The organism is Chungangia koreensis, assembly GCF_042651785.1.
GTDB lineage: Bacteria > Bacillota > Bacilli > Bacillales_A > Planococcaceae > Chungangia > Chungangia koreensis.
Map to the genome: position 1 here is coordinate 155057 of NZ_JBHSEC010000007.1, position 17423 is coordinate 172479.

Sequence of the window (17423 nt, forward strand, 5' to 3'; positions counted from 1 at the left end):
ATAAAAGAAAGAAAAGAAATCTGGGGGTACAACAATGGATTCATCATCGGTTTTCGGGATTATTTTAGCGCTTATCGCATTGTTTGTAGGGATGTTTTTAAAAGGTGTAACACCGGACGCTTTGATTAACCCGGCGGCCTTTTTGATTATCATCGCCGGAACAGCAGGGGCGGTTATTATCAGTTTCCCGATGAAAGATATTAAGAAAGTGCCGAAACTATTCGGATTAGTATTTAAAGAACAAAAGCTTGTTTCAGATATGGAAATTATTAAGTTGTTTTCAAAATGGGCGGACTTGGCGAGAAGGGAAGGACTTCTGTCCCTGGAGTCCCAATTGGACGAGATTGAGGATCCATTTTTGAAAAATGGCATGAGCTTGGCTATTGACGGTCAAAATGCAGACTACATCCGCGATGTATTAACTGAAGAAGTAGATGCTATGGAAGAGCGCCATAGTACAGGGGCTCAAATCTTTTCACTTGCTGGTACATATGCTCCTACATTAGGGGTTTTGGGGGCCGTTGTCGGTCTGATCGCCGCGTTAAAAGACTTAAGTGACATCGACAAATTGGCTTATGCAATCTCCGCAGCCTTCATAGCCACATTATTGGGGATTTTCACCGGCTATGTTCTTTGGCACCCATTTGCCAATAAGCTGAAACGGAAATCCAAAGAGGAAGCCCGTCAAAAGCTGATGATTATAGAAGGGATTCTTTCTGTTTTGGAAGGGGAAGCTCCTCGCGTGATCGAGCAGAAGCTTTCTTCGTACCTATCGATGGAGGAGCGGAAATCCTTACAGGAAGGCGGCGAAACAGACCTTGGCAAAGAAGCGTAAAAAGAAGCATGAAAGTGGCCATGTCGACGAGTCGTGGCTACTTCCTTATTCAGATCTGATGACGCTATTGCTTGCCCTGTTTATCGTTCTATTTGCAACGAGTAGTGTAGACGTGCAAAAGCTTCAGCAATTCTCTGAAGCATTTAGCCAGATCTTTGACGGTGGTACTTCTTTTTTAGAGACGCCAAGTTCAACCCCACTTCCGGTTGCGCCTGAAAGAGAAGAGGACGAGAATGAAGATGCTGCTTATTTGGAAGATCAGGAAGCATTAGGGGAAATTCAAGATCGAGTCGATAATTATATTGCAGTAAACGAATTAGAAAAGCAGTTTGAAACGAAGCTGACTGACGAAGGTTTACTTGTGACAATTCGTGATAGTATTCTTTTCGATCCAGGCAGCGCTGATGTAAAAGAAGAATATTTACCGATAGCACGAGATATCGGAGACCTACTGTCTTTTGATCCTCCACGACACATCATTGTTAAGGGGCATACAGACAATGTCCCGATGAATACATCAGAATTCAGATCCAATTGGGAATTGAGTGTCATGCGTTCAGTTAATTTCCTGAAAATCATTTTGGAGAATCAAGAATTGGATCCACTCTTATTTAGTGCGAAAGGTTATGGCGAGTATCAGCCAATCGCTTCGAACGATACAACTGAGGGAAGAGCTAAAAATAGACGGGTTGAAGTCCTGATTGAACCTTTAGTTTTAAAAGACGGTACAAGCATTGAGAAAACTGAATAACAAATGAGGTGTGTAGCTATATTAGTTATGCACCTCTTTTTTTATTTGACTTCTTATGAACAAAAGTTTATATTATAAACAAATGTTTGATAGGATGTGCTGCTATGAGTATTAAAGATCAAGCCATCATAGATTTGATCAAACAATTTCCTTTCCTCTCCCAACAAGAGATGGCGGAAAAATTGAATATGTCCCGACCTGCTCTGGCTAATGCCATCTCACGATTAATTCGTGAAGGGAAAATCATTGGAAGGGCCTATATTCTGCCAGAGGAAAATGAAATTATTTGTATTGGCGGGGCGAATGTCGACAGGAAATTCCATCTTAAAAATGTAATGAAGCAGGGTACCAGCAATCCAGCCGAGGTTTCACAAAGTGTTGGTGGGGTTGCACGGAATGTTGCTGAAAACTTGGGCAGGCTTGGCCACAAAGTCCGTTTAATAACGGCAGCTGGACAAGATTCGGAGTGGACGTTCATCGAACAGGAGTCATTACCTTTCATGAATCTGCAATCCGTTGAGTTTACGTCTGTTTCCACCGGTTCATACACAGCTGTTATTGAACCGACAGGGGAAATGAGCGTTGCTCTTGCTGTGATGGATGTTTATGAATATTTGACACCAGCTGTCTTGAGTAAATCTGAAAGCTTTCTTCGGAACGCTTCAATGCTCTTAACTGATTTGAATTGTCCAAAAGATACAATCGATTATCTTCGGAAGATTGCGCTTGAATCAGATGTTGAATTGACCGTTGTTGCAGTATCTTCACCGAAAATGGACAGGTTGCCGGACAATCTACTTGGCGTAAACTGGTTAATCTGCAATGTTGACGAAGCTGAGGCCTATTTAAATGTCGATATTCAGGATCAGAAGACTTGGGAAGCTGCTGCTCAGGAGCTTTGCAATAGAGGTGTGACGAATGCAATCGTCACTTGGGGTTCTAAAGGTGTCGTCGCATGCACTCGTGATAAGAGCACTTTGCATTTCTCGGCTGAGAAATTAAATCACATGAGCGATGCCACTGGTGCAGGTGATGCATTTGTCGGTGGATTGATCCATGGAAGAATAACTGGATGGCCATTGGAAATGTCGATTCAAGCAGGGCAAACGAATGCATTTCAAACTCTTCAATCTTCACACACCGTAAGAAAAGAATTAACAGCGAACAGTTTAAGAAACGAGATGGAGGCATAAGAATATGGAACAGTATTTATCTTTTTCAAAAGAAGTATTAGAAGCTAAAGAATCAGGAAAGCCGATTATTGCATTGGAATCGACCATCATCTCACATGGTATGCCGTATCCTCAAAACGTACAGACTGCAAGAGAAGTTGAGCAGATCATCCGCGATGGTGGAGCTGTACCGGCAACAATAGCTATTGTAGACGGAAAGATTAAAATCGGCCTTTCTGATGATGAACTTGAAATGTTTGGTCAAAGTAAAAATGTAGCTAAAGCTTCAAGAAAAGATATCGCTTATCTGATTGCCACGAAGCAATTGGGTGCAACAACAGTTGCTGCTACAATGATTTGTGCAGACCTTGCTGACATTCGCATTTTCGTCACAGGCGGAATTGGTGGTGTTCACCGTGGAGCCGAAACGACAATGGACATTTCAGCAGACCTGGAAGAAATCGCTCAGACGGATGTGTCCATTATTTGTGCAGGCGCGAAGTCAATCTTGGACCTTGGACTCACGATGGAATATCTTGAAACGAAAGGTGTACCAGTTGTAGGGGTAGGAACAGATGTACTTCCTGCATTTTATACTCGGACGAGCCCGATCAAATTGGAAATCCGAGTTGATGAAGCAGCGACTGCTGCTGAACTGTTAAAAGCAAAGCATGACTTGAATATGAAGGGTGGAGTCGTTTTCGCTAACCCGATACCTGAAGAGGATGCTCTTGAAGAGGCTTTCATTACATCTATCATTGATCAAGCTTTAGCTGAAGCGAATGAAAATGGAATTCACGGCAAAGAAGTGACACCATTCCTCTTAGGTAAAGTGAAAGAACTAACAGAAGGTAAGAGTCTTGATGCGAATATCGCATTAGTAAAAAATAATGCAAAAGTCGGTGCGGCGATCGCCGTTGCATACAACGGATTGAAATAATTGCCCAAAAAATCCCGTCCCACGATTATGTGGAACGGGATTTTTCACTTTCTTAAACTGCCGAGTTCTGCAGCAATTGCTTGCATTTCACTTGGGCTAAACGTGTCTCTTTTTATGACCATGTCATAAATGTCGCGTAAATCCTCATACTGTTCTTGACTAAAGTGTTCAGATTTTACGGCATCCACATTGACCATTCGCAGTTTTTCTTTTATTTGGCTGACCATATAGTCGATATTCGCGGGAGTTGGATTTGATAAGTCCAAAGTCAGTACCCCTTTCACTTTGTTCGGATTTATCATTTCATTGATTCTCCCGTATGTCAAATCGAAAATCGATTATGCAGCTTCATCGGAAGATGTAACACCATTCTTTTCTTCTTTGATCTTCGCCAAAATCTTCTTCGTTTCAAGTGCAATGACTCCGGATAGACCAAGTAAGCCTATTAAGTTCGGGATAGCCATCATACCGTTTGCGACATCCGAGAATGTCCAGACGATATCCAACGAAGCCGTAGCACCGATTGGTACAACTAAAACGAACAGAATACGGTAAATATAAATGGCTTTCGGATTTTTGAACAAATACTGGAAACATTTCTCTCCATAGTATGCCCAACCAAAGATTGTAGACGAAGCGAAGAAAATCAACCCGATGGAAACAACAACAGGCCCCGCTCCTCCAAGGAATTCAGAGAAGGCTGCAGCCGTCAAAGCGCTACCCTCAAGTCCTGAATCATATAGTCCCGACATGACGATTGTCAGCCCAGTGATAGAACAGATGATCAGGGTGTCAATAAATACTTGAGTCATTGATACTAAAGCTTGGCGTCCTGGCATATCGGTCTTTGCAGCTGCGGCGGCAATCGGAGCAGATCCGAGACCTGCTTCGTTGGAGAATACGCCACGTGCAACTCCGTAACGGATTACCGTACCGATTGCACCACCTGCTACAGCTGAACCTGTGAATGCATCGCTGAAAACCAGACCCAATGCTGCAGGAATTGCAGGAAGATTGGTTAAAATAATTATTAGTCCAGCAATCAAATAGAAAGCAGCCATGATCGGAACGAAGAATGCTGTTACGTTACCGATGGATTTGATTCCACCCAAAATAACAAGAGCGGCAACAACCATAAGAATGACTCCAGTAATCCAAGTAGGAATGTTCCATGTTTGGAGTACTACTCCTGCAACTGCTTGGGACTGAGTACCATTTCCAATACCGAAGGCGGCAATAGAGCCGAAGATGGCAAATAAGACCGCAAGCCATTTCATTTTCAAACCTTGTTCAATGTAATACATAGGACCTCCGGCCATCTGGCCATTGGCATCCTTTACACGATATTTAACAGCTAATATGGCTTCACCATACTTGGTTGCCATACCGAAGAAGGCAGACATCCACATCCAGAAGAGCGCACCGGGTCCGCCGATTACTACCGCTGTGGCCACCCCTACGATATTACCAACCCCAACGGTGGCGGCCATGGCGGTCATTAAAGCTTTAAAGTGTGAAATATCCCCTTCGGAATTCTTGTCTTGGCTCTTTGAAAATGCCAATTTTAAAGAATAAGGAAGTAAGCGAATTTGTAAAAAGCCCAACTTAAAAGTTAAATAAATACCAGTACCTACGATTAAAATAAGCAAAGGCGGACCCCAAACAATATCGCCAATAGCACCTAACACCTTTTCGAATGCTTGCACAGTTTCTCATCTCCTTTGGTTTTTCTTCTATCTTGAACTTTATAAATATAGTACAAGTTCACCTCCTTATTAACAATATTCACAAAATTTAAATTAAAGTCAAGGGTAATTTTTAGCATTGTGATTCAAGTTTTCTTTTCATGTTCCCGGGTATAATAAAATATGTTCAAGAATGGAGGGATTAGAAGATGAACCAAAGCAAATTAGGCAAATACATGATGTACGGAGCAATTGCAGGGGCTTGCATCAGCCTGTTCGACCGACGGACAAGAGAAGACTTGATGAGAAGGACGAAAAGCCTATCAGCTGACGTCAAATTCTATTCAAAAAATCCGGACATTTTAAAATGGAAGATGCAGGACCGGACGGAACAGTTAAAATCGGTTTATGGTCAAGTTACTAATGACATTTCTTACGTGCAAGAAAAGGTACAAGAAATGAAAGACTTGACTCCTCAGGTGAAGAATTTAGTAATGGATACAAAAGATGCTTTCACCGAGTCAAAGGAAGAATACAAAACCCTGATTCAACAGCCACAAGCTCCAACAGAACAAATTCAGATGGGAAACTGACGTTTTCTGAAGGAAGTGTTAAAAAGTCAGTGGAATTGGAACCGAAAAACCGCGTAAAAAATGAATTTGAAGAGGAACAAGGGGAAAAGAAGGGCTTCATGGCCAAGCTGAAATGGTTCGTTCACGATGATGGGGACGCAGATGTTACAACAAAAGAAGGATTCTCGAAAGAACTGATCTTAAGAATCCAGAAAGTGGACGTGACAGGGTTAGGCTCTCAGCTGGCCTTCTTTTTCCTTTTATCCCTTTTTCCTCTATTAATCTTTTTAATTACATTATTACCGTTCTTAAATATTCCAGAGTATCAGATGTTAAGCTTTATACAGGACTATGCTCCTGCGAATGTGTATCGGACAATTTCTAATACGCTTAATGAAATCATGGCTACCCGTAATGGCGGTCTTTTATCATTCGGGATTATCGCGACCATTTGGTCGGCTTCACTAGGGATGAACGCATTGACAAAGGCGCTCAACCGCTCTTATTTTTCAACTGAAACACGACCGTTTTATATCGTGCGAGGAATGTCGATTTTGTTCACCTTGTTGATGATCGGAGTTGTCATTCTCATGCTTGTATTTCCGATTTTTGGTGAACAAATTGGACGGGTACTTTTCTCCAATTTTGGTTTTGAAGAAGGTTTTGTGAAAGTTTGGAATAGTCTTCGTTGGACAATCACTCCTCTATTCATCTTGATTATTTTCACCCTGATTTACTGGATTGTGCCGAATAAGAAGTTGCATTGGAAAAATGCTGTGCCGGGAGCGATTTTTGCAGTTATTGGATGGATACTTACCACTTATGGTTTCTCGTTTTACGTATCCAACTTTGCGAACTATTCTGGTACATATGGTAGTATCGGAGGCGTCATTATCCTAATGATGTGGCTTTACTTTTCCTCTATTGTTCTTATGGTTGGAGGGCAAGTAAATGCGGTATGGCAAGAAAGAAAAGAAGCAATTGCTGTAAAAACCGGGAAGGCATAGCCTTTCCGGTTTCTTTATTCGTTCCTAATCGATTCATCAATTAGGAGTAAAGCACTTAATCAAATGAGAAACAAAGTGATTAGAGAATGGACATAGGTAAAAAGAAATAATTTAATATTATTTGTATTTTGAATATTTACAAAAGTCGAGAGAGGTGTTACATTATTATTAACTTTTCGGTTGAGGGGAGTGCTGCTAAAAAGACAATGAACATCTTAGAGCAAAGGAGGGGTTACAACATTTCTCCGGCATACCGCCGAAAATGATAGTCGATGGAAAAACAATTAGATATGAATGATACGTAAAGGCCCAGCCGCGATCTGTTAAAGACACGGACTGGGCCTTTTTGTTTTTCATAAAACGTCTTTCCTGTGGTACGATGTTTCTTGGTACTTGGGAGGAAAGAATATGAAACAAATTATAAATGGTAAAAAAAGATTTTACATATTAGTTGCGATAGTCGCGATATCGGGTTTTTCACAAGGGATGCTTTTGCCCCTTATTTCCGTGATCTTTGAGCAGGATGGAATCTCTGTGACACTTAATGGATTGAATGCAACTGGCCTGTATGTCGGTACACTACTAATATCTCCGTTTATGGAAGCGCCATTACGGAGATATGGCTATAAACCAGTCATCATTGTAGGAGGAGCCCTTGTATTCTTGTCCTTGCTCCTCTTCCCGTTATGGAAGAGCATCATCTTTTGGTTCGTACTTCGTTTATTCATTGGGATTGGGGATCATGCGCTCCACTTTGCAACACAAACCTGGATCACGAGTACTTCGCCCGAAAAGAAACTTGGGAAGAATATTGCTATTTATGGGTTATCATTTGGAGTCGGCTTTGCAGCTGGTCCACTGTTTGTCAATTTGATACATATATTCGAAGGACTTCCGTTTATCGTTTCCAGCATATTATGTATGTTAGCTTGGTCGCTCGTATTCTTAGTGGACAATGACTTCCCTGAACATATGTCTGGTTCCACATCGACAAAAGGCGCCTTTAAGCGATTTTCGGTAACAACAAAAATCGCTTGGTTTGCACTATTGCCAGGATTCGGATACGGCTTCCTTGAGTCAACGTTGAATGCGATTTATCCTGTCTATGCCTTAAGGACAAGTATCGACGTTTCAATGCTGTCGGTTATTATTTCCTCTTTCTCGGTTGGCGGGTTGCTGACTCAAATACCACTTGGACATCTTAGTGACCGCTTTGGCAGGAAAAATATCTTGCTATCTGTACTGTCTGTAGGCTCATTCATTTTCTTTATTGCCAGTTTTTATGAATCGAACGCTTGGATCATCGCATCTTTCTTTTTAGTAGCAGGGATGTTTATCGGCTCGACTTTCTCCCTTGGTATCGCCTACATGGCTGATTCAACACCAAGAGAATTGCTTCCTACAGGGAACCTTCTATGTGGAATTTTCTTTAGTTTAGGCTCATTATCCGGTCCTTTCTTAGGAGGTCTTTTCTTGGAACTTGCCGATCAGTTAAGTTTCTTCATCCTCATTGCCGGAGTGCTATTCCTCATTTTCATTTTATTATTAGTGAGTGGCAGGAAACATAATACAAAATTGGTTAATCCATAATAGCTGAGAATCTGCTTTTAGGCAGATTCTTTTATTATGTTAGAAAACTATCTACCAAGGTTTATGTTTAATAGGTTAAGCGAAGGGTATAGTATTGACACGACTTATGAAAATTCAGCGTGTTAGGAGATGAGATGAATATATGATAAAAAAGGTATTGTTTATTTCCGATCATGGCGATCCTTTGGCAAAGCTTGGCGGAGAACAGGCAGGCGGCCAGAACAATTATGTTCGCCAATTAGCTTTAGCGCTGGATAAAAAAGGAGTCAAAGTGGATGTTGTCACACATTGGAGTGACGCAGACGCTCCACGAATTGAAAAATTCGGCGAATCCTGCAGAGTGGTTCGAATCGCTGCAGGTCATAAAGGCTTTGTTTCAAAAAACAAAATGTACGAATTGCTTCCGGAATTCTATCGTGAAATGAAAGAAGCACTACAATTATATTCCTATGATATGGTCCACACTCATTACTGGTTATCAGGCTTAATCGGCAAGAAGCTTGATAAAGAATTAAATCTCCCCTTTATACACACATCACATTCACTTGGCATTGCAAAAGAACGAGCAACTGGCATTACAGATACGAGAAGGCAGGAAGCTGAAATAGAAATTATGCGTGCTGCACAAATTGTACTGGCTACTACCAAAAGTGAGAAGCTTCTAATAGGTGAAATTGAACCGGATTCCTCACCTGTAAAAGTGATTCCAATTGGTGTCGATAAAGCCTTCCACATTAAGGCAAATCGCGCAGCGATCCGTAAAGAAATCGGTTGTACAGGTCCATTGCTTGTCTATGCAGGCAGACTTGAGGAAACAAAAGGGATTTATACATTATTGCGCGCCTATAAACAAATGGTTAAACGGAATGGTGTACCTGAGGGGATACAACTGATCGTAGCTGGCGGTGAACCGAATGCCATCGATTTGAAGAAGGGTCTTCCAAAAGAGGACAAGCTGCGCAAGATTGTAACCGGTATTGAAGATAAAGTCCGTTTTGTTGGTCCACAATCACAAGAACAGCTCTCTAACTTTTTTAATGCGGCTACTGCCACAATCGTCCCTTCCTATTATGAGTCGTTCGGAATGGTGGCTGCTGAAGCGCAAGGTTGTGGAAGCCCGGTGATTGCATCCAATGTAGGCGGTTTACGTAATGTCGTAGAAGATGGAGTGACAGGTCTTTTAGTTGAGCCTAAGGATGAAGACGATTTGTCTGTGGCAATGGAGGCGATAGTAAGCAACGACTTACTCGCACAGAAACTTGGGAAACAAGCATCACAGAAGGCTGCAGAAGAATTCCAATGGCCTGCGATCACAGCGAAAGTAAAAGGACTTTACGAGGAGGTTCTCGATGCGAGACGCGACACACTTGTTGGCAACGGATCTGGATGGAACGCTAGTTGGCTCTAAAGAAGGATTGGAGTCGTTGCTCACTTATTATAAAAGTCAGCCATATGAGGTTACTTTAGTCTATATTACCGGTAGACATCTCCTTTCAGTTTTAGAACTGATAGAGGAGGAGCATCTCCCAAAACCAGAACTCCTGATCACGGATGTCGGGACGAAAATATTCGAAGGAAAGACGTTAAAGTTGGACCAAGATTGGCAGAAGAAGATGGAGAAGAGCTGGGAGCCGGAGCGGGTGAAAATGGTGGCAGCAAAATTTGAAGGGTTGATTCCCCAAAATATAGCGGTTGATACGAGACTGTCTTTTCACGTGTCCAATGACGATGAATTAGTACATGCTTTCGATCGACAACTCAATAGAGAAGGAATCTCCCATAAGCTTATATACAGTTCTGGAAAAGATGTGGACATTCTTCCTCCTGATAGCGGAAAGGGAGAAGCGTTAAAGTATATAGTAGAAACTTATGGGTACTCGGACGCCAATTTAATGGTTGCAGGGGACTCAGGAAACGATTTGGAAATGCTATCAATTGGCTATCCAGCCGTCGTTGTCGGAAATGCACAAAAGGAATTAGTCACTGAGTTACGAGATACCGATTCCATTTACCGCGCAAAAGCTGAATGTGCGGGTGGTATTTTGGAAGCTTGGGAGCACTTTTACGGACAACATTAAAAATCCTGTCAGCCATAGTGGGCGACAGGATTTTTAGTTTAATTAAATTGGGAAAACACATATGAAATAATGTTTACCATCATTAGTAGGGCAAACACAATGCCTATTCCTGCAGCTACTAAGTTGGACTTCCAAGTATAACCTTTTAACTCCTGTTCAGAAGTAGAGCGGTCCACCTTTCTGAAGTGGAAGATCATGCTGAAATTCATCAGGACTAAGAGGAAAAAGACAATAATCAGCATAAGCAAAGGGGGTAATTGAAAGAGTTCTCCACTATCATTAGACTGATATGTATAAGCCTGAATAAAAAGTATTAAGCTTAAAATCAAATTCCATATATGAACTGCTTTTCGTTGCTTACCCCATTCATTGCCCATCTTTTCTTTTTCATAGATTGCCACTTTTTCCATGTGTGGAAAGATGGATTTTGTAGAACTTCCCTTTCTCATTCCGTATACTCCTTGAATAAGAACAATCGTCCCTAACACGAAGAAAAAATGAGTAAATCTGATTGGATAAAAATAGGTTGTAGCGTAGAATAGCAACATTGCAGTTATAAAGATCCCATTCATTAAACCAACTTGCTTCAATCTCATTTGACCTATCTCTTTTTGATCCATTCCCGAACCCCCCTATATGATAGTATGAAGGAATTTCCACTGAATTCCAATATGAAATGGGGAGAAAGTTGGTTAATGCTGATTTAAATCGATTTAATGCTGAATCAAATGGATTTAATGCTGACTTAATACTGGTTAATGCTGACTCAAGACTATTTAATGCTGATTCGACATTTGTGAACAGAAAAAAACCCGTCAGAAACGGGTTTTTTGTTATTTAAGGGTTAACAAAGTTACGCACTCCACTTGTGCAGTCTGCGGAAACATGTCGACCGGCTGGATATAGGAGACTTCATAAATCTTACATAATTGGCTTAAGTCCTTTGCCAACGTAGAAGGGTTACAGGATGTATAGACAAAACGCTTCGGTTTGACCTTCAAGATCGTCTTTAGCAAACTGTCAGCAAGTCCGGTTCTCGGTGGGTCAACAGTTAATACATCAGGCACATAGCCCTCATTTCTCCACTTAGCAAGCCAATCTTCTGCAGTTCCAACAACATATTCAACGTGATCGTAACCGTATTTTTCAGCATTTGCATTGGCATCCTTAATACTATCTGCGATTACATCCATGCCACGTACTTCCTTTGCTTGGTCAGCCAGCCAAAGACCGATTGTCCCGACACCACAATACGCATCTACGACAGATTCCTTGCCGGTAAGCGCAGCTGCTTTTTTAATTTCATTGTAAAGCTTGACCGTTTGTTCGGGATTCAACTGGAAAAATGCTCGGGCAGATAAATCGAAAGCAAGCTCTCCTAATTCTTCATGCAAAGTGTCCTTGCCCTGTAACGTCATCGTTTCGTCCCCGAATATGAGTGAAGTCTTCGCAGGGTTGATATTTTGGACAATCGAAACAATTTTCGGATCCACCGAACGAATTCTTTCTAACAAAAGGTTTTTCTTTGGCAGTTCCTTTTTAGTTGTCACTAAGGCAACTTGAATCTCCCCGGTTCTAATTCCGGTTCGAACGACTATAGTTCGGATCAATCCCTTATTCTTCTTCGCATCATAGATCGGGATATTTAATTCGTCCAGGATTCTCTTTACCCCATTCGTGATCCGGGTAGTATCTGGGTGCTGAACGATACAGTCCTCGATATCAAGGAGCCGATGAGAGTTCTCTGCATATAAGCCTGCTGCGACCCGATTGCCAAGCCGCTTCACTTGGAACTGGCTTTTATTCCGATAGCGCCATGGATTGTCCATTCCGATTGTCGGATGTACTGTAATGGCAGGAACTAAGTCCTTAACATATTTTTCAAGTGCTTGAATGACTATGTCCCGCTTATGCTTCAGCTGCTGCGGGTATGCCAAATGCTGTAACTGGCATCCACCGCATAGCTCATAAATGCCGCATTGTGGCTCCTGGCGATGAGGTGAGCGTTTTCGAATTGAGTGCACTTTCGCTTCTGCGAAGTTACGTTTAAGTGCAGTGATTTCAGCTGTCACTTCTTCACCGGGAAGCGCACCTTTGACGAAAACGACATTCCGTTTGAAGTAACCGATCCCTTCTCCGTTAATCCCAAGTCTTTTTATCGTTAAAGGGACTTTTTGTCCCATTTTCATAATTGGTTCTGTCTGCAAAACGATTCACTTCCTTTAATTCCACATCCTCCTATTATATAGAAGAAACTTATTGAATTAAAGGATATGGCAATCCTTCATAATTGGCTACCAAATCATCCAACGATGCAAATGTATAACCCTTCTTCTTAGCGTCACGGATAAAATCCGGAAGTCCATCCGAATTGTCCGGGGAAACAGTATGCATAAGGACAATCGCGCCAGGATGAATTTGCTTCATCAGCTCATTATAAGCATATTGACCGCCTTTCTTACGATCGCGGTGCCAATCGATGAAAGCGACAGACCAAAAGATATGCCTATAGCCGAGGTCATTTCCTACCTTTAACACTTGTTCATTGAAGGTCCCTTCAGGCGGGCGTGTGTAGATCGTCCGTTTTTGACCTGTCAGTTCCTCTAACCGTTTATCAAAATTTTTCCATTCTTTCTCCATGCCTTCCGGACTTAACCTTGCCAGATTTGGATGACCGTAAGAATGGTTGCCGATCATATGTCCATCTTTTATCATCCTTTTAACTAAATCAGTCGCGCTTTCCAAATAGTGCCCAGTTAAAAAGAACGTTGCTGGTACATTTTCGGTTTTTAACGTATCTAAGATCGATTCCGTATAACCTGCTTCATAGCCATTATCGAATGTTAAATAAATGACTTTTTGATCTGGTGAACCTTTATAAATTGCGCCATATTGGTCAAGAAGAGTATTAAATTCTGCACCCGCATCGGGAGGGATCTCATTCACTGCTTTTTTGAATCCCCAATGCAGTTCTTTTTCAGCAGCAGAAGAAAATGGATTAAAGGCGATCCCGGTTAAAAGAATGGCAGAAGCAAATAAGATGCCAACTGTATGCTTGAGTTTCAAACTTCACACTTCCTTTTCTTTTTACTAATAGGTTGCAACATTCACCCGGTTCTATGCAGGGAATGAGCAGAAGCATTTCAATGCTTGTCCTTTTAGAGGTATAATTTTAAAGGGGAAGAGGTGGAAGTATGTCGGAAATTACGAAAATCTCAAGGCAAAAAAAGAATGCTGAGCGTTATAATATATATTTGGACAACAAATATGCTTTTAGCGTAGATGAGAACGTACTTGTCCAGTTCCAGCTCACAAAAGGGAAAGAGCTCGATGACTTAACAATCGATGAAATGGTTTTCGAGGATGAAGTGAGAAAGGCTTTTAATAAGGCTCTCCATTATTTAGGATTCCGTATGCGCAGCGAATTTGAAGTGAAGAAAAAATTATTGGATTCCGAATTTGGTGAGGCGGTTGTATTAGAAGCGATCCAGAAACTGAATGAACTAGGTTTTTTAAATGATGAGACCTTTACACAGGCATTATTGAATACGCAAAAGGCAACAGGCAAGAAAGGACCGAAATCGATCCGGCAGGAATTTCGGAAAAAAGGCATCGATAAAGAACTCCAGGAAGAAATCTTATCCACCTATTCAGAAAAAGAGCAGATTTCCATAGCAACAGAACTCGCTGAGAAGGTTGCCAGAACGGAGCGGGGGAAAACTCCATTCCAAGTAAAGCAAAAAATACAGGAAACCCTCTTGCGAAAGGGCTATGGCTTTGAGGTGATTGGACAAGTTGTTGAGATAGTGGAAATTGAATTAGAAGAAGACGACTGGGATCTACTCCTGAATAAGCAAGGAGAAAAAATCTGGAACAAATATAGCGGGAAATATAAGGGTTCGGAACTCCATTATAGGGTAAAACAAGCACTGTATCAAAAAGGAGTTCCATCAGAGAGAATTGACCGATTTATCGAGCGGAAAGAGGCAGAAGAAGATGGAGAATGAAAAGAAATATAGTGATATGACAGAGGCTGAGTTACGGAAAGAAATTGCTGATTTGAAGGAACGGTCACGAAAAGCTGAACAGCTTGGAATCGTAAATGAATTTGCCGTACTTGAACGTAAAGCGATCATGGCGAGAGCTTACTTAATGGATCCTGCTGAATTCAAAAAAGGTGAAGTATATCGGATTGAAGGGGACCCTGGAGTCTTTTTCAAAATCGATTATCTAAAAGGCCGTTTTGCTTGGGGGCATCGATTAGGAGGAGACAATTATATTGAAGCTCTACCGATTTCAATGCTCACATCTTTAAAGGAGGGAAAATAAGTGGAAAGTAAAATTAATCAACTCACATTAGAATTATTAAAGAAAAACAATATGATTTCTGTGAACAAAGCACGTGCTTGGATTGAATTGTTGTGGTCAGATTTCGAAGCAACTTACGCGAAGGCGGGTTATGACTATAATGGACCGGAAGTGACGGAGAAAGTAATCCGTCAATGGATTAACTCCTACGGGAAAAAATTGCACGAATTTGCTGCAACAAACCCAAAATACGCACACCTACTGCAAGACAATGATTCATCTCTACAATAACAAAGCATGAGCCAACACTCTGTTGACTCATGCTCTTAGTCTATGGGTAAAAAACTTAACTTCTTATGCAATTTATCCTCGCTGAAGATCCACCCTGTATAGGAATTGACGATTTCCAAGTCATCATTTAAGTGGGCAACCGCAACGAATGGATAATACCCGTTGCTGCGATACCTTAAGTCGATTAATCGTACTTCATGGAGATGCCCTAAGTCGGTAATCTTCCACCTGTTGATCGGTGAAAATGAACAAAAGGCAGAAATGTTTTTATCTTTCATGGCTGCTCGGACAAGTGGGGTATCCGGGAGTTCTTTCCGTTCGAATTTGTCATACATCGTAACAGAGCGTCCATACGCCCGCCCAACATAGTGATGTGTCTTCGTTGTGGCGGCAATTCGCCATTGGAAGAATCGCATAGTCGGGGCGACAATAATTTCTTCCGGCTCATCAGGGAGTACATGCTTCACTGCATTTCGAACGGCAGCCTGTAATCCGAATCGGATAATATAGTAGATTGTTAGGATTCCGTATAAACTTAGCATAGTCCATACGGGGTTTATGCCAAATATCCATAGGAGAATCGCCACGACGTGTAGACCGAAAATAATTGGGTCAAATGTATTGATTACGCCGAGTGCAACCCATTTGTCGGAAAATGGCCGAAGTGCCTGGGTTCCGTAAGCGTTAAATATATCAACGAAAACATGAAGAAACACAGCCAAGAAAGACCAGAGCCATAAGTGAAGAAAATTAGCATCCTGGAAGAAAAACCAAATGGCGATGGATATTAGTAACGGCCATGTAAGAACAGCCGGAATAGAATGTGTCGCACCACGATGGTGACGGATATAAACTGCATTATTCCGCAGTTTCAGGACAGTATCGATATCTGGTGCTTGGGAACCGATCATGACGCCGGCCACAACGGCTGTGGCTGTCGCACCATGAGCTGCAACCATTGGGTCAATTGTGGCTAAACCACTTAAGGCGATTCCCATAACAACGTGTGTACCAGTGTCCAATTTCCTCATCTCCTTACTTCAAGATGTAGATTTTTTGCAATAGAGACTATCTACGTCCATTATACCCTACATTTTATTGACATAATCTATTGACATTGGAGGATATCGTGGAGAATTTTGATCAAAAAGAAGCCTTTCGACAAGCGTTAACCGGTTGGTTCAATGCTGAAAAACGAGACTTGCCGTGGAGACAAACAAAGGATCCTTATAAAATTTGGGTTTCCGAGGTCATGCTTCAGCAAACAAGGGTAGACACGGTTATCCCATATTATGAGCGATTTATCGACGCATTTCCGACGATTCACGATTTAGCAAATGCACCTGAAGATGTATTGCTGAAGAAATGGGAAGGATTGGGGTATTATTCAAGGGCCAGAAATCTTCAGGCTGGAGTCCGGGAAGTAGTGGAACAATACAACGGAATTGTCCCTGACAACAGACCAACAATTTCATCCTTAAAAGGAGTCGGCCCATATACTGCAGGCGCTATTTTGAGTATAGCTTATGGAAAACCAGAACATGCAGTAGACGGAAATGTCATGCGGGTGCTTTCCCGAATTCTGTTAATAACAGAAGACATTGCAAAACCTAAAACAAGAAAGATTTTTGAAGCGGCCGTGACCAATCTCATTGACCATGAAGATCCTTCCTCATTCAACCAAGGACTAATGGAGCTCGGTGCCCTGATTTGCACGCCCACCTCACCAAAATGTCTACTTTGTCCGGTTCGGGATTTCTGCCAAGCCTTTCATGAAGGGAAGGAACGAGCTCTCCCAGTTAAAACAAAGGCGAAAAAGACGAAGGAAATCCAGTTTCTTTCGCTTGTGATTCAAAATGAACAAGGAAAATGGCTCATGGAGAAACGTCCTAAAGGCGGCCTTCTGGCAGACATGTGGCAGTTTCCGTTAGTTGAGTCTCTAACTGATGACGTCAAAAATGTTTATGGGATTGAAAAAGCGAGCCTTTTTTTGGAGTTCAAACATATCTTTTCCCATCTTACATGGAATATTAAATGCATGGCAGCTCATAGTACAAAGGCTGACGACCTAAGTGAAAATTGCAGATGGTTTTCTGAAGAAGAGATGGAAGAACTCCCATTGCCGGTTCCAATGCAAAAAATAAAGAATGAAGTCATGAAATAAGATGCAATTTACAAACGCCGCTTATGCATT

The 17423-nt window shown here is 41.7% G+C and carries 19 protein-coding genes; 13 read left to right on the forward strand and 6 right to left on the reverse strand.

All coding sequences use genetic code 11. The features are described from left to right. The first annotated feature begins 34 nt into the window (after positions 1-34). The 4 genes from motA to ACFOZY_RS06950 all read left to right on the forward strand — a co-directional run bounded on the left by motA (position 35) and on the right by ACFOZY_RS06950 (position 3698). Complete coding sequence (gene motA / locus ACFOZY_RS06935; protein WP_378153716.1) at positions 35-835, forward strand: flagellar motor stator protein MotA; 801 nt, start codon at positions 35-37, stop codon at positions 833-835. Further along, a complete protein-coding gene (motB, locus tag ACFOZY_RS06940) occupies positions 819-1586 on the forward strand; it encodes a flagellar motor protein MotB (protein ID WP_378153718.1) in 768 nt (255 codons plus the stop codon). The genes motA and motB overlap by 17 nt, the downstream gene beginning before the upstream one ends. A gap of 104 nt (positions 1587-1690) precedes the next feature. Next, the gene (locus ACFOZY_RS06945; protein WP_378153720.1) at positions 1691-2779 is read left to right on the forward strand and encodes a carbohydrate kinase; all 1089 of its coding nucleotides are present in this window, start codon (positions 1691-1693) and stop codon (positions 2777-2779) included. Positions 2780-2783: 4 nt separating this feature from the next. Next, a complete protein-coding gene (locus ACFOZY_RS06950; protein WP_378153722.1) occupies positions 2784-3698 on the forward strand; it encodes a pseudouridine-5'-phosphate glycosidase in 915 nt (304 codons plus the stop codon). 44 nt (positions 3699-3742) lie between these two features. Here the strand turns inward: ACFOZY_RS06950 and ACFOZY_RS06955 are convergent, their stop codons facing one another. Both ACFOZY_RS06955 and ACFOZY_RS06960 read right to left on the reverse strand, forming a co-directional pair. After that, positions 3743-4000: a DUF1128 domain-containing protein gene (locus ACFOZY_RS06955; RefSeq protein WP_378153724.1), complete on the reverse strand. Its 258-nt coding sequence runs from the start codon at positions 3998-4000 to the stop codon at positions 3743-3745. Positions 4001-4036: 36 nt separating this feature from the next. Beyond that, positions 4037-5404, reverse strand: a complete 1368-nt coding sequence (locus ACFOZY_RS06960) for an alanine/glycine:cation symporter family protein (protein ID WP_378153726.1) — start codon at positions 5402-5404, stop codon at positions 4037-4039. A 188-nt stretch (positions 5405-5592) separates the two neighbouring features. Between ACFOZY_RS06960 and ACFOZY_RS06965 the strand changes: the two genes are divergently transcribed. From ACFOZY_RS06965 to ACFOZY_RS06985, 5 genes are all read left to right on the forward strand, one after another. After that, a complete protein-coding gene (locus ACFOZY_RS06965; protein ID WP_378153728.1) occupies positions 5593-5976 on the forward strand; it encodes a hypothetical protein in 384 nt (127 codons plus the stop codon). A gap of 29 nt (positions 5977-6005) precedes the next feature. Continuing rightward, a complete protein-coding gene (locus ACFOZY_RS06970) occupies positions 6006-6962 on the forward strand; it encodes a YihY/virulence factor BrkB family protein (protein ID WP_378153730.1) in 957 nt (318 codons plus the stop codon). 408 nt (positions 6963-7370) lie between these two features. Beyond that, the gene (locus ACFOZY_RS06975) at positions 7371-8552 is read left to right on the forward strand and encodes an MFS transporter (RefSeq protein WP_378153732.1); all 1182 of its coding nucleotides are present in this window, start codon (positions 7371-7373) and stop codon (positions 8550-8552) included. 142 nt (positions 8553-8694) lie between these two features. Then, positions 8695-9960: a glycosyltransferase gene (locus ACFOZY_RS06980; RefSeq protein ID WP_378153734.1), complete on the forward strand. Its 1266-nt coding sequence runs from the start codon at positions 8695-8697 to the stop codon at positions 9958-9960. Then, positions 9902-10630 carry an HAD-IIB family hydrolase gene (locus tag ACFOZY_RS06985; protein WP_378153736.1) on the forward strand — a complete coding sequence of 243 codons (729 nt, stop codon included), beginning with the start codon at positions 9902-9904 and terminating at the stop codon, positions 10628-10630. The genes ACFOZY_RS06980 and ACFOZY_RS06985 overlap by 59 nt, the downstream gene beginning before the upstream one ends. A gap of 38 nt (positions 10631-10668) precedes the next feature. On the opposite strand, the gene ACFOZY_RS06990 is transcribed toward ACFOZY_RS06985, so the two are convergent. The 3 genes from ACFOZY_RS06990 to pdaA all read right to left on the reverse strand — a co-directional run bounded on the left by ACFOZY_RS06990 (position 10669) and on the right by pdaA (position 13696). Beyond that, positions 10669-11250, reverse strand: coding sequence for a hypothetical protein (locus ACFOZY_RS06990; protein WP_378153738.1), 582 nt, complete (start codon positions 11248-11250; stop codon positions 10669-10671). Between the two features lie 213 nt (positions 11251-11463). Further along, positions 11464-12819, reverse strand: a complete 1356-nt coding sequence (gene rlmD / locus ACFOZY_RS06995; protein WP_378153794.1) for a 23S rRNA (uracil(1939)-C(5))-methyltransferase RlmD — start codon at positions 12817-12819, stop codon at positions 11464-11466. A gap of 67 nt (positions 12820-12886) precedes the next feature. Further along, a complete protein-coding gene (pdaA, locus tag ACFOZY_RS07000) occupies positions 12887-13696 on the reverse strand; it encodes a delta-lactam-biosynthetic de-N-acetylase (RefSeq protein WP_378153740.1) in 810 nt (269 codons plus the stop codon). A 128-nt stretch (positions 13697-13824) separates the two neighbouring features. Between pdaA and recX the strand changes: the two genes are divergently transcribed. Genes recX through ACFOZY_RS07015 form a run of 3 tightly spaced genes read left to right on the forward strand, consistent with a single transcriptional unit; the run spans position 13825 to position 15229 of the window. Beyond that, entirely contained in the window at positions 13825-14637 is an 813-nt protein-coding gene (recX, locus tag ACFOZY_RS07005) for a recombination regulator RecX (RefSeq protein WP_378153743.1), read from the forward strand. Continuing rightward, positions 14627-14959 carry a YfhH family protein gene (locus ACFOZY_RS07010; protein WP_378153745.1) on the forward strand — a complete coding sequence of 111 codons (333 nt, stop codon included), beginning with the start codon at positions 14627-14629 and terminating at the stop codon, positions 14957-14959. The genes recX and ACFOZY_RS07010 overlap by 11 nt, the downstream gene beginning before the upstream one ends. Then, positions 14960-15229 (forward strand): YfhJ family protein, encoded by a 270-nt coding sequence (locus ACFOZY_RS07015; protein ID WP_378153747.1) that lies wholly within the window; start codon positions 14960-14962, stop codon positions 15227-15229. A gap of 35 nt (positions 15230-15264) precedes the next feature. Here ACFOZY_RS07015 and ACFOZY_RS07020 read toward each other — a convergent pair whose 3' ends face one another. After that, positions 15265-16260, reverse strand: a complete 996-nt coding sequence (locus ACFOZY_RS07020; RefSeq protein ID WP_378153749.1) for a metal-dependent hydrolase — start codon at positions 16258-16260, stop codon at positions 15265-15267. A gap of 98 nt (positions 16261-16358) precedes the next feature. Here ACFOZY_RS07020 and mutY point away from each other — a divergent pair, with 98 nt between their 5' ends. Then, complete coding sequence (gene mutY, locus ACFOZY_RS07025) at positions 16359-17393, forward strand: A/G-specific adenine glycosylase (protein WP_378153751.1); 1035 nt, start codon at positions 16359-16361, stop codon at positions 17391-17393. Positions 17394-17423 lie beyond the last annotated feature (30 nt).

What these genes read in the sequence shown, in the direction of transcription:
- rlmD (WP_378153794.1), bottom strand. Translation starts at nt 12,819, where the DNA reads ATGAAAATGGGACAAAAAGTCCCTTTAACGATAAAAAGACTTGGGATT.
- ACFOZY_RS06955 (WP_378153724.1), bottom strand. Translation starts at nt 4,000, where the DNA reads ATGATAAATCCGAACAAAGTGAAAGGGGTACTGACTTTGGACTTATCA.
- ACFOZY_RS06950 (WP_378153722.1), top strand. Translation starts at nt 2,784, where the DNA reads ATGGAACAGTATTTATCTTTTTCAAAAGAAGTATTAGAAGCTAAAGAA.
- ACFOZY_RS06975 (WP_378153732.1), top strand. Translation starts at nt 7,371, where the DNA reads ATGAAACAAATTATAAATGGTAAAAAAAGATTTTACATATTAGTTGCG.
- ACFOZY_RS07020 (WP_378153749.1), bottom strand. Translation starts at nt 16,260, where the DNA reads ATGAGGAAATTGGACACTGGTACACACGTTGTTATGGGAATCGCCTTA.
- recX (WP_378153743.1), top strand. Translation starts at nt 13,825, where the DNA reads ATGTCGGAAATTACGAAAATCTCAAGGCAAAAAAAGAATGCTGAGCGT.
- ACFOZY_RS06945 (WP_378153720.1), top strand. Translation starts at nt 1,691, where the DNA reads ATGAGTATTAAAGATCAAGCCATCATAGATTTGATCAAACAATTTCCT.
- motA (WP_378153716.1), top strand. Translation starts at nt 35, where the DNA reads ATGGATTCATCATCGGTTTTCGGGATTATTTTAGCGCTTATCGCATTG.
- ACFOZY_RS06990 (WP_378153738.1), bottom strand. Translation starts at nt 11,250, where the DNA reads ATGGATCAAAAAGAGATAGGTCAAATGAGATTGAAGCAAGTTGGTTTA.
- ACFOZY_RS06965 (WP_378153728.1), top strand. Translation starts at nt 5,593, where the DNA reads ATGAACCAAAGCAAATTAGGCAAATACATGATGTACGGAGCAATTGCA.
- ACFOZY_RS06980 (WP_378153734.1), top strand. Translation starts at nt 8,695, where the DNA reads ATGATAAAAAAGGTATTGTTTATTTCCGATCATGGCGATCCTTTGGCA.
- ACFOZY_RS06985 (WP_378153736.1), top strand. Translation starts at nt 9,902, where the DNA reads ATGCGAGACGCGACACACTTGTTGGCAACGGATCTGGATGGAACGCTA.
- ACFOZY_RS07010 (WP_378153745.1), top strand. Translation starts at nt 14,627, where the DNA reads ATGGAGAATGAAAAGAAATATAGTGATATGACAGAGGCTGAGTTACGG.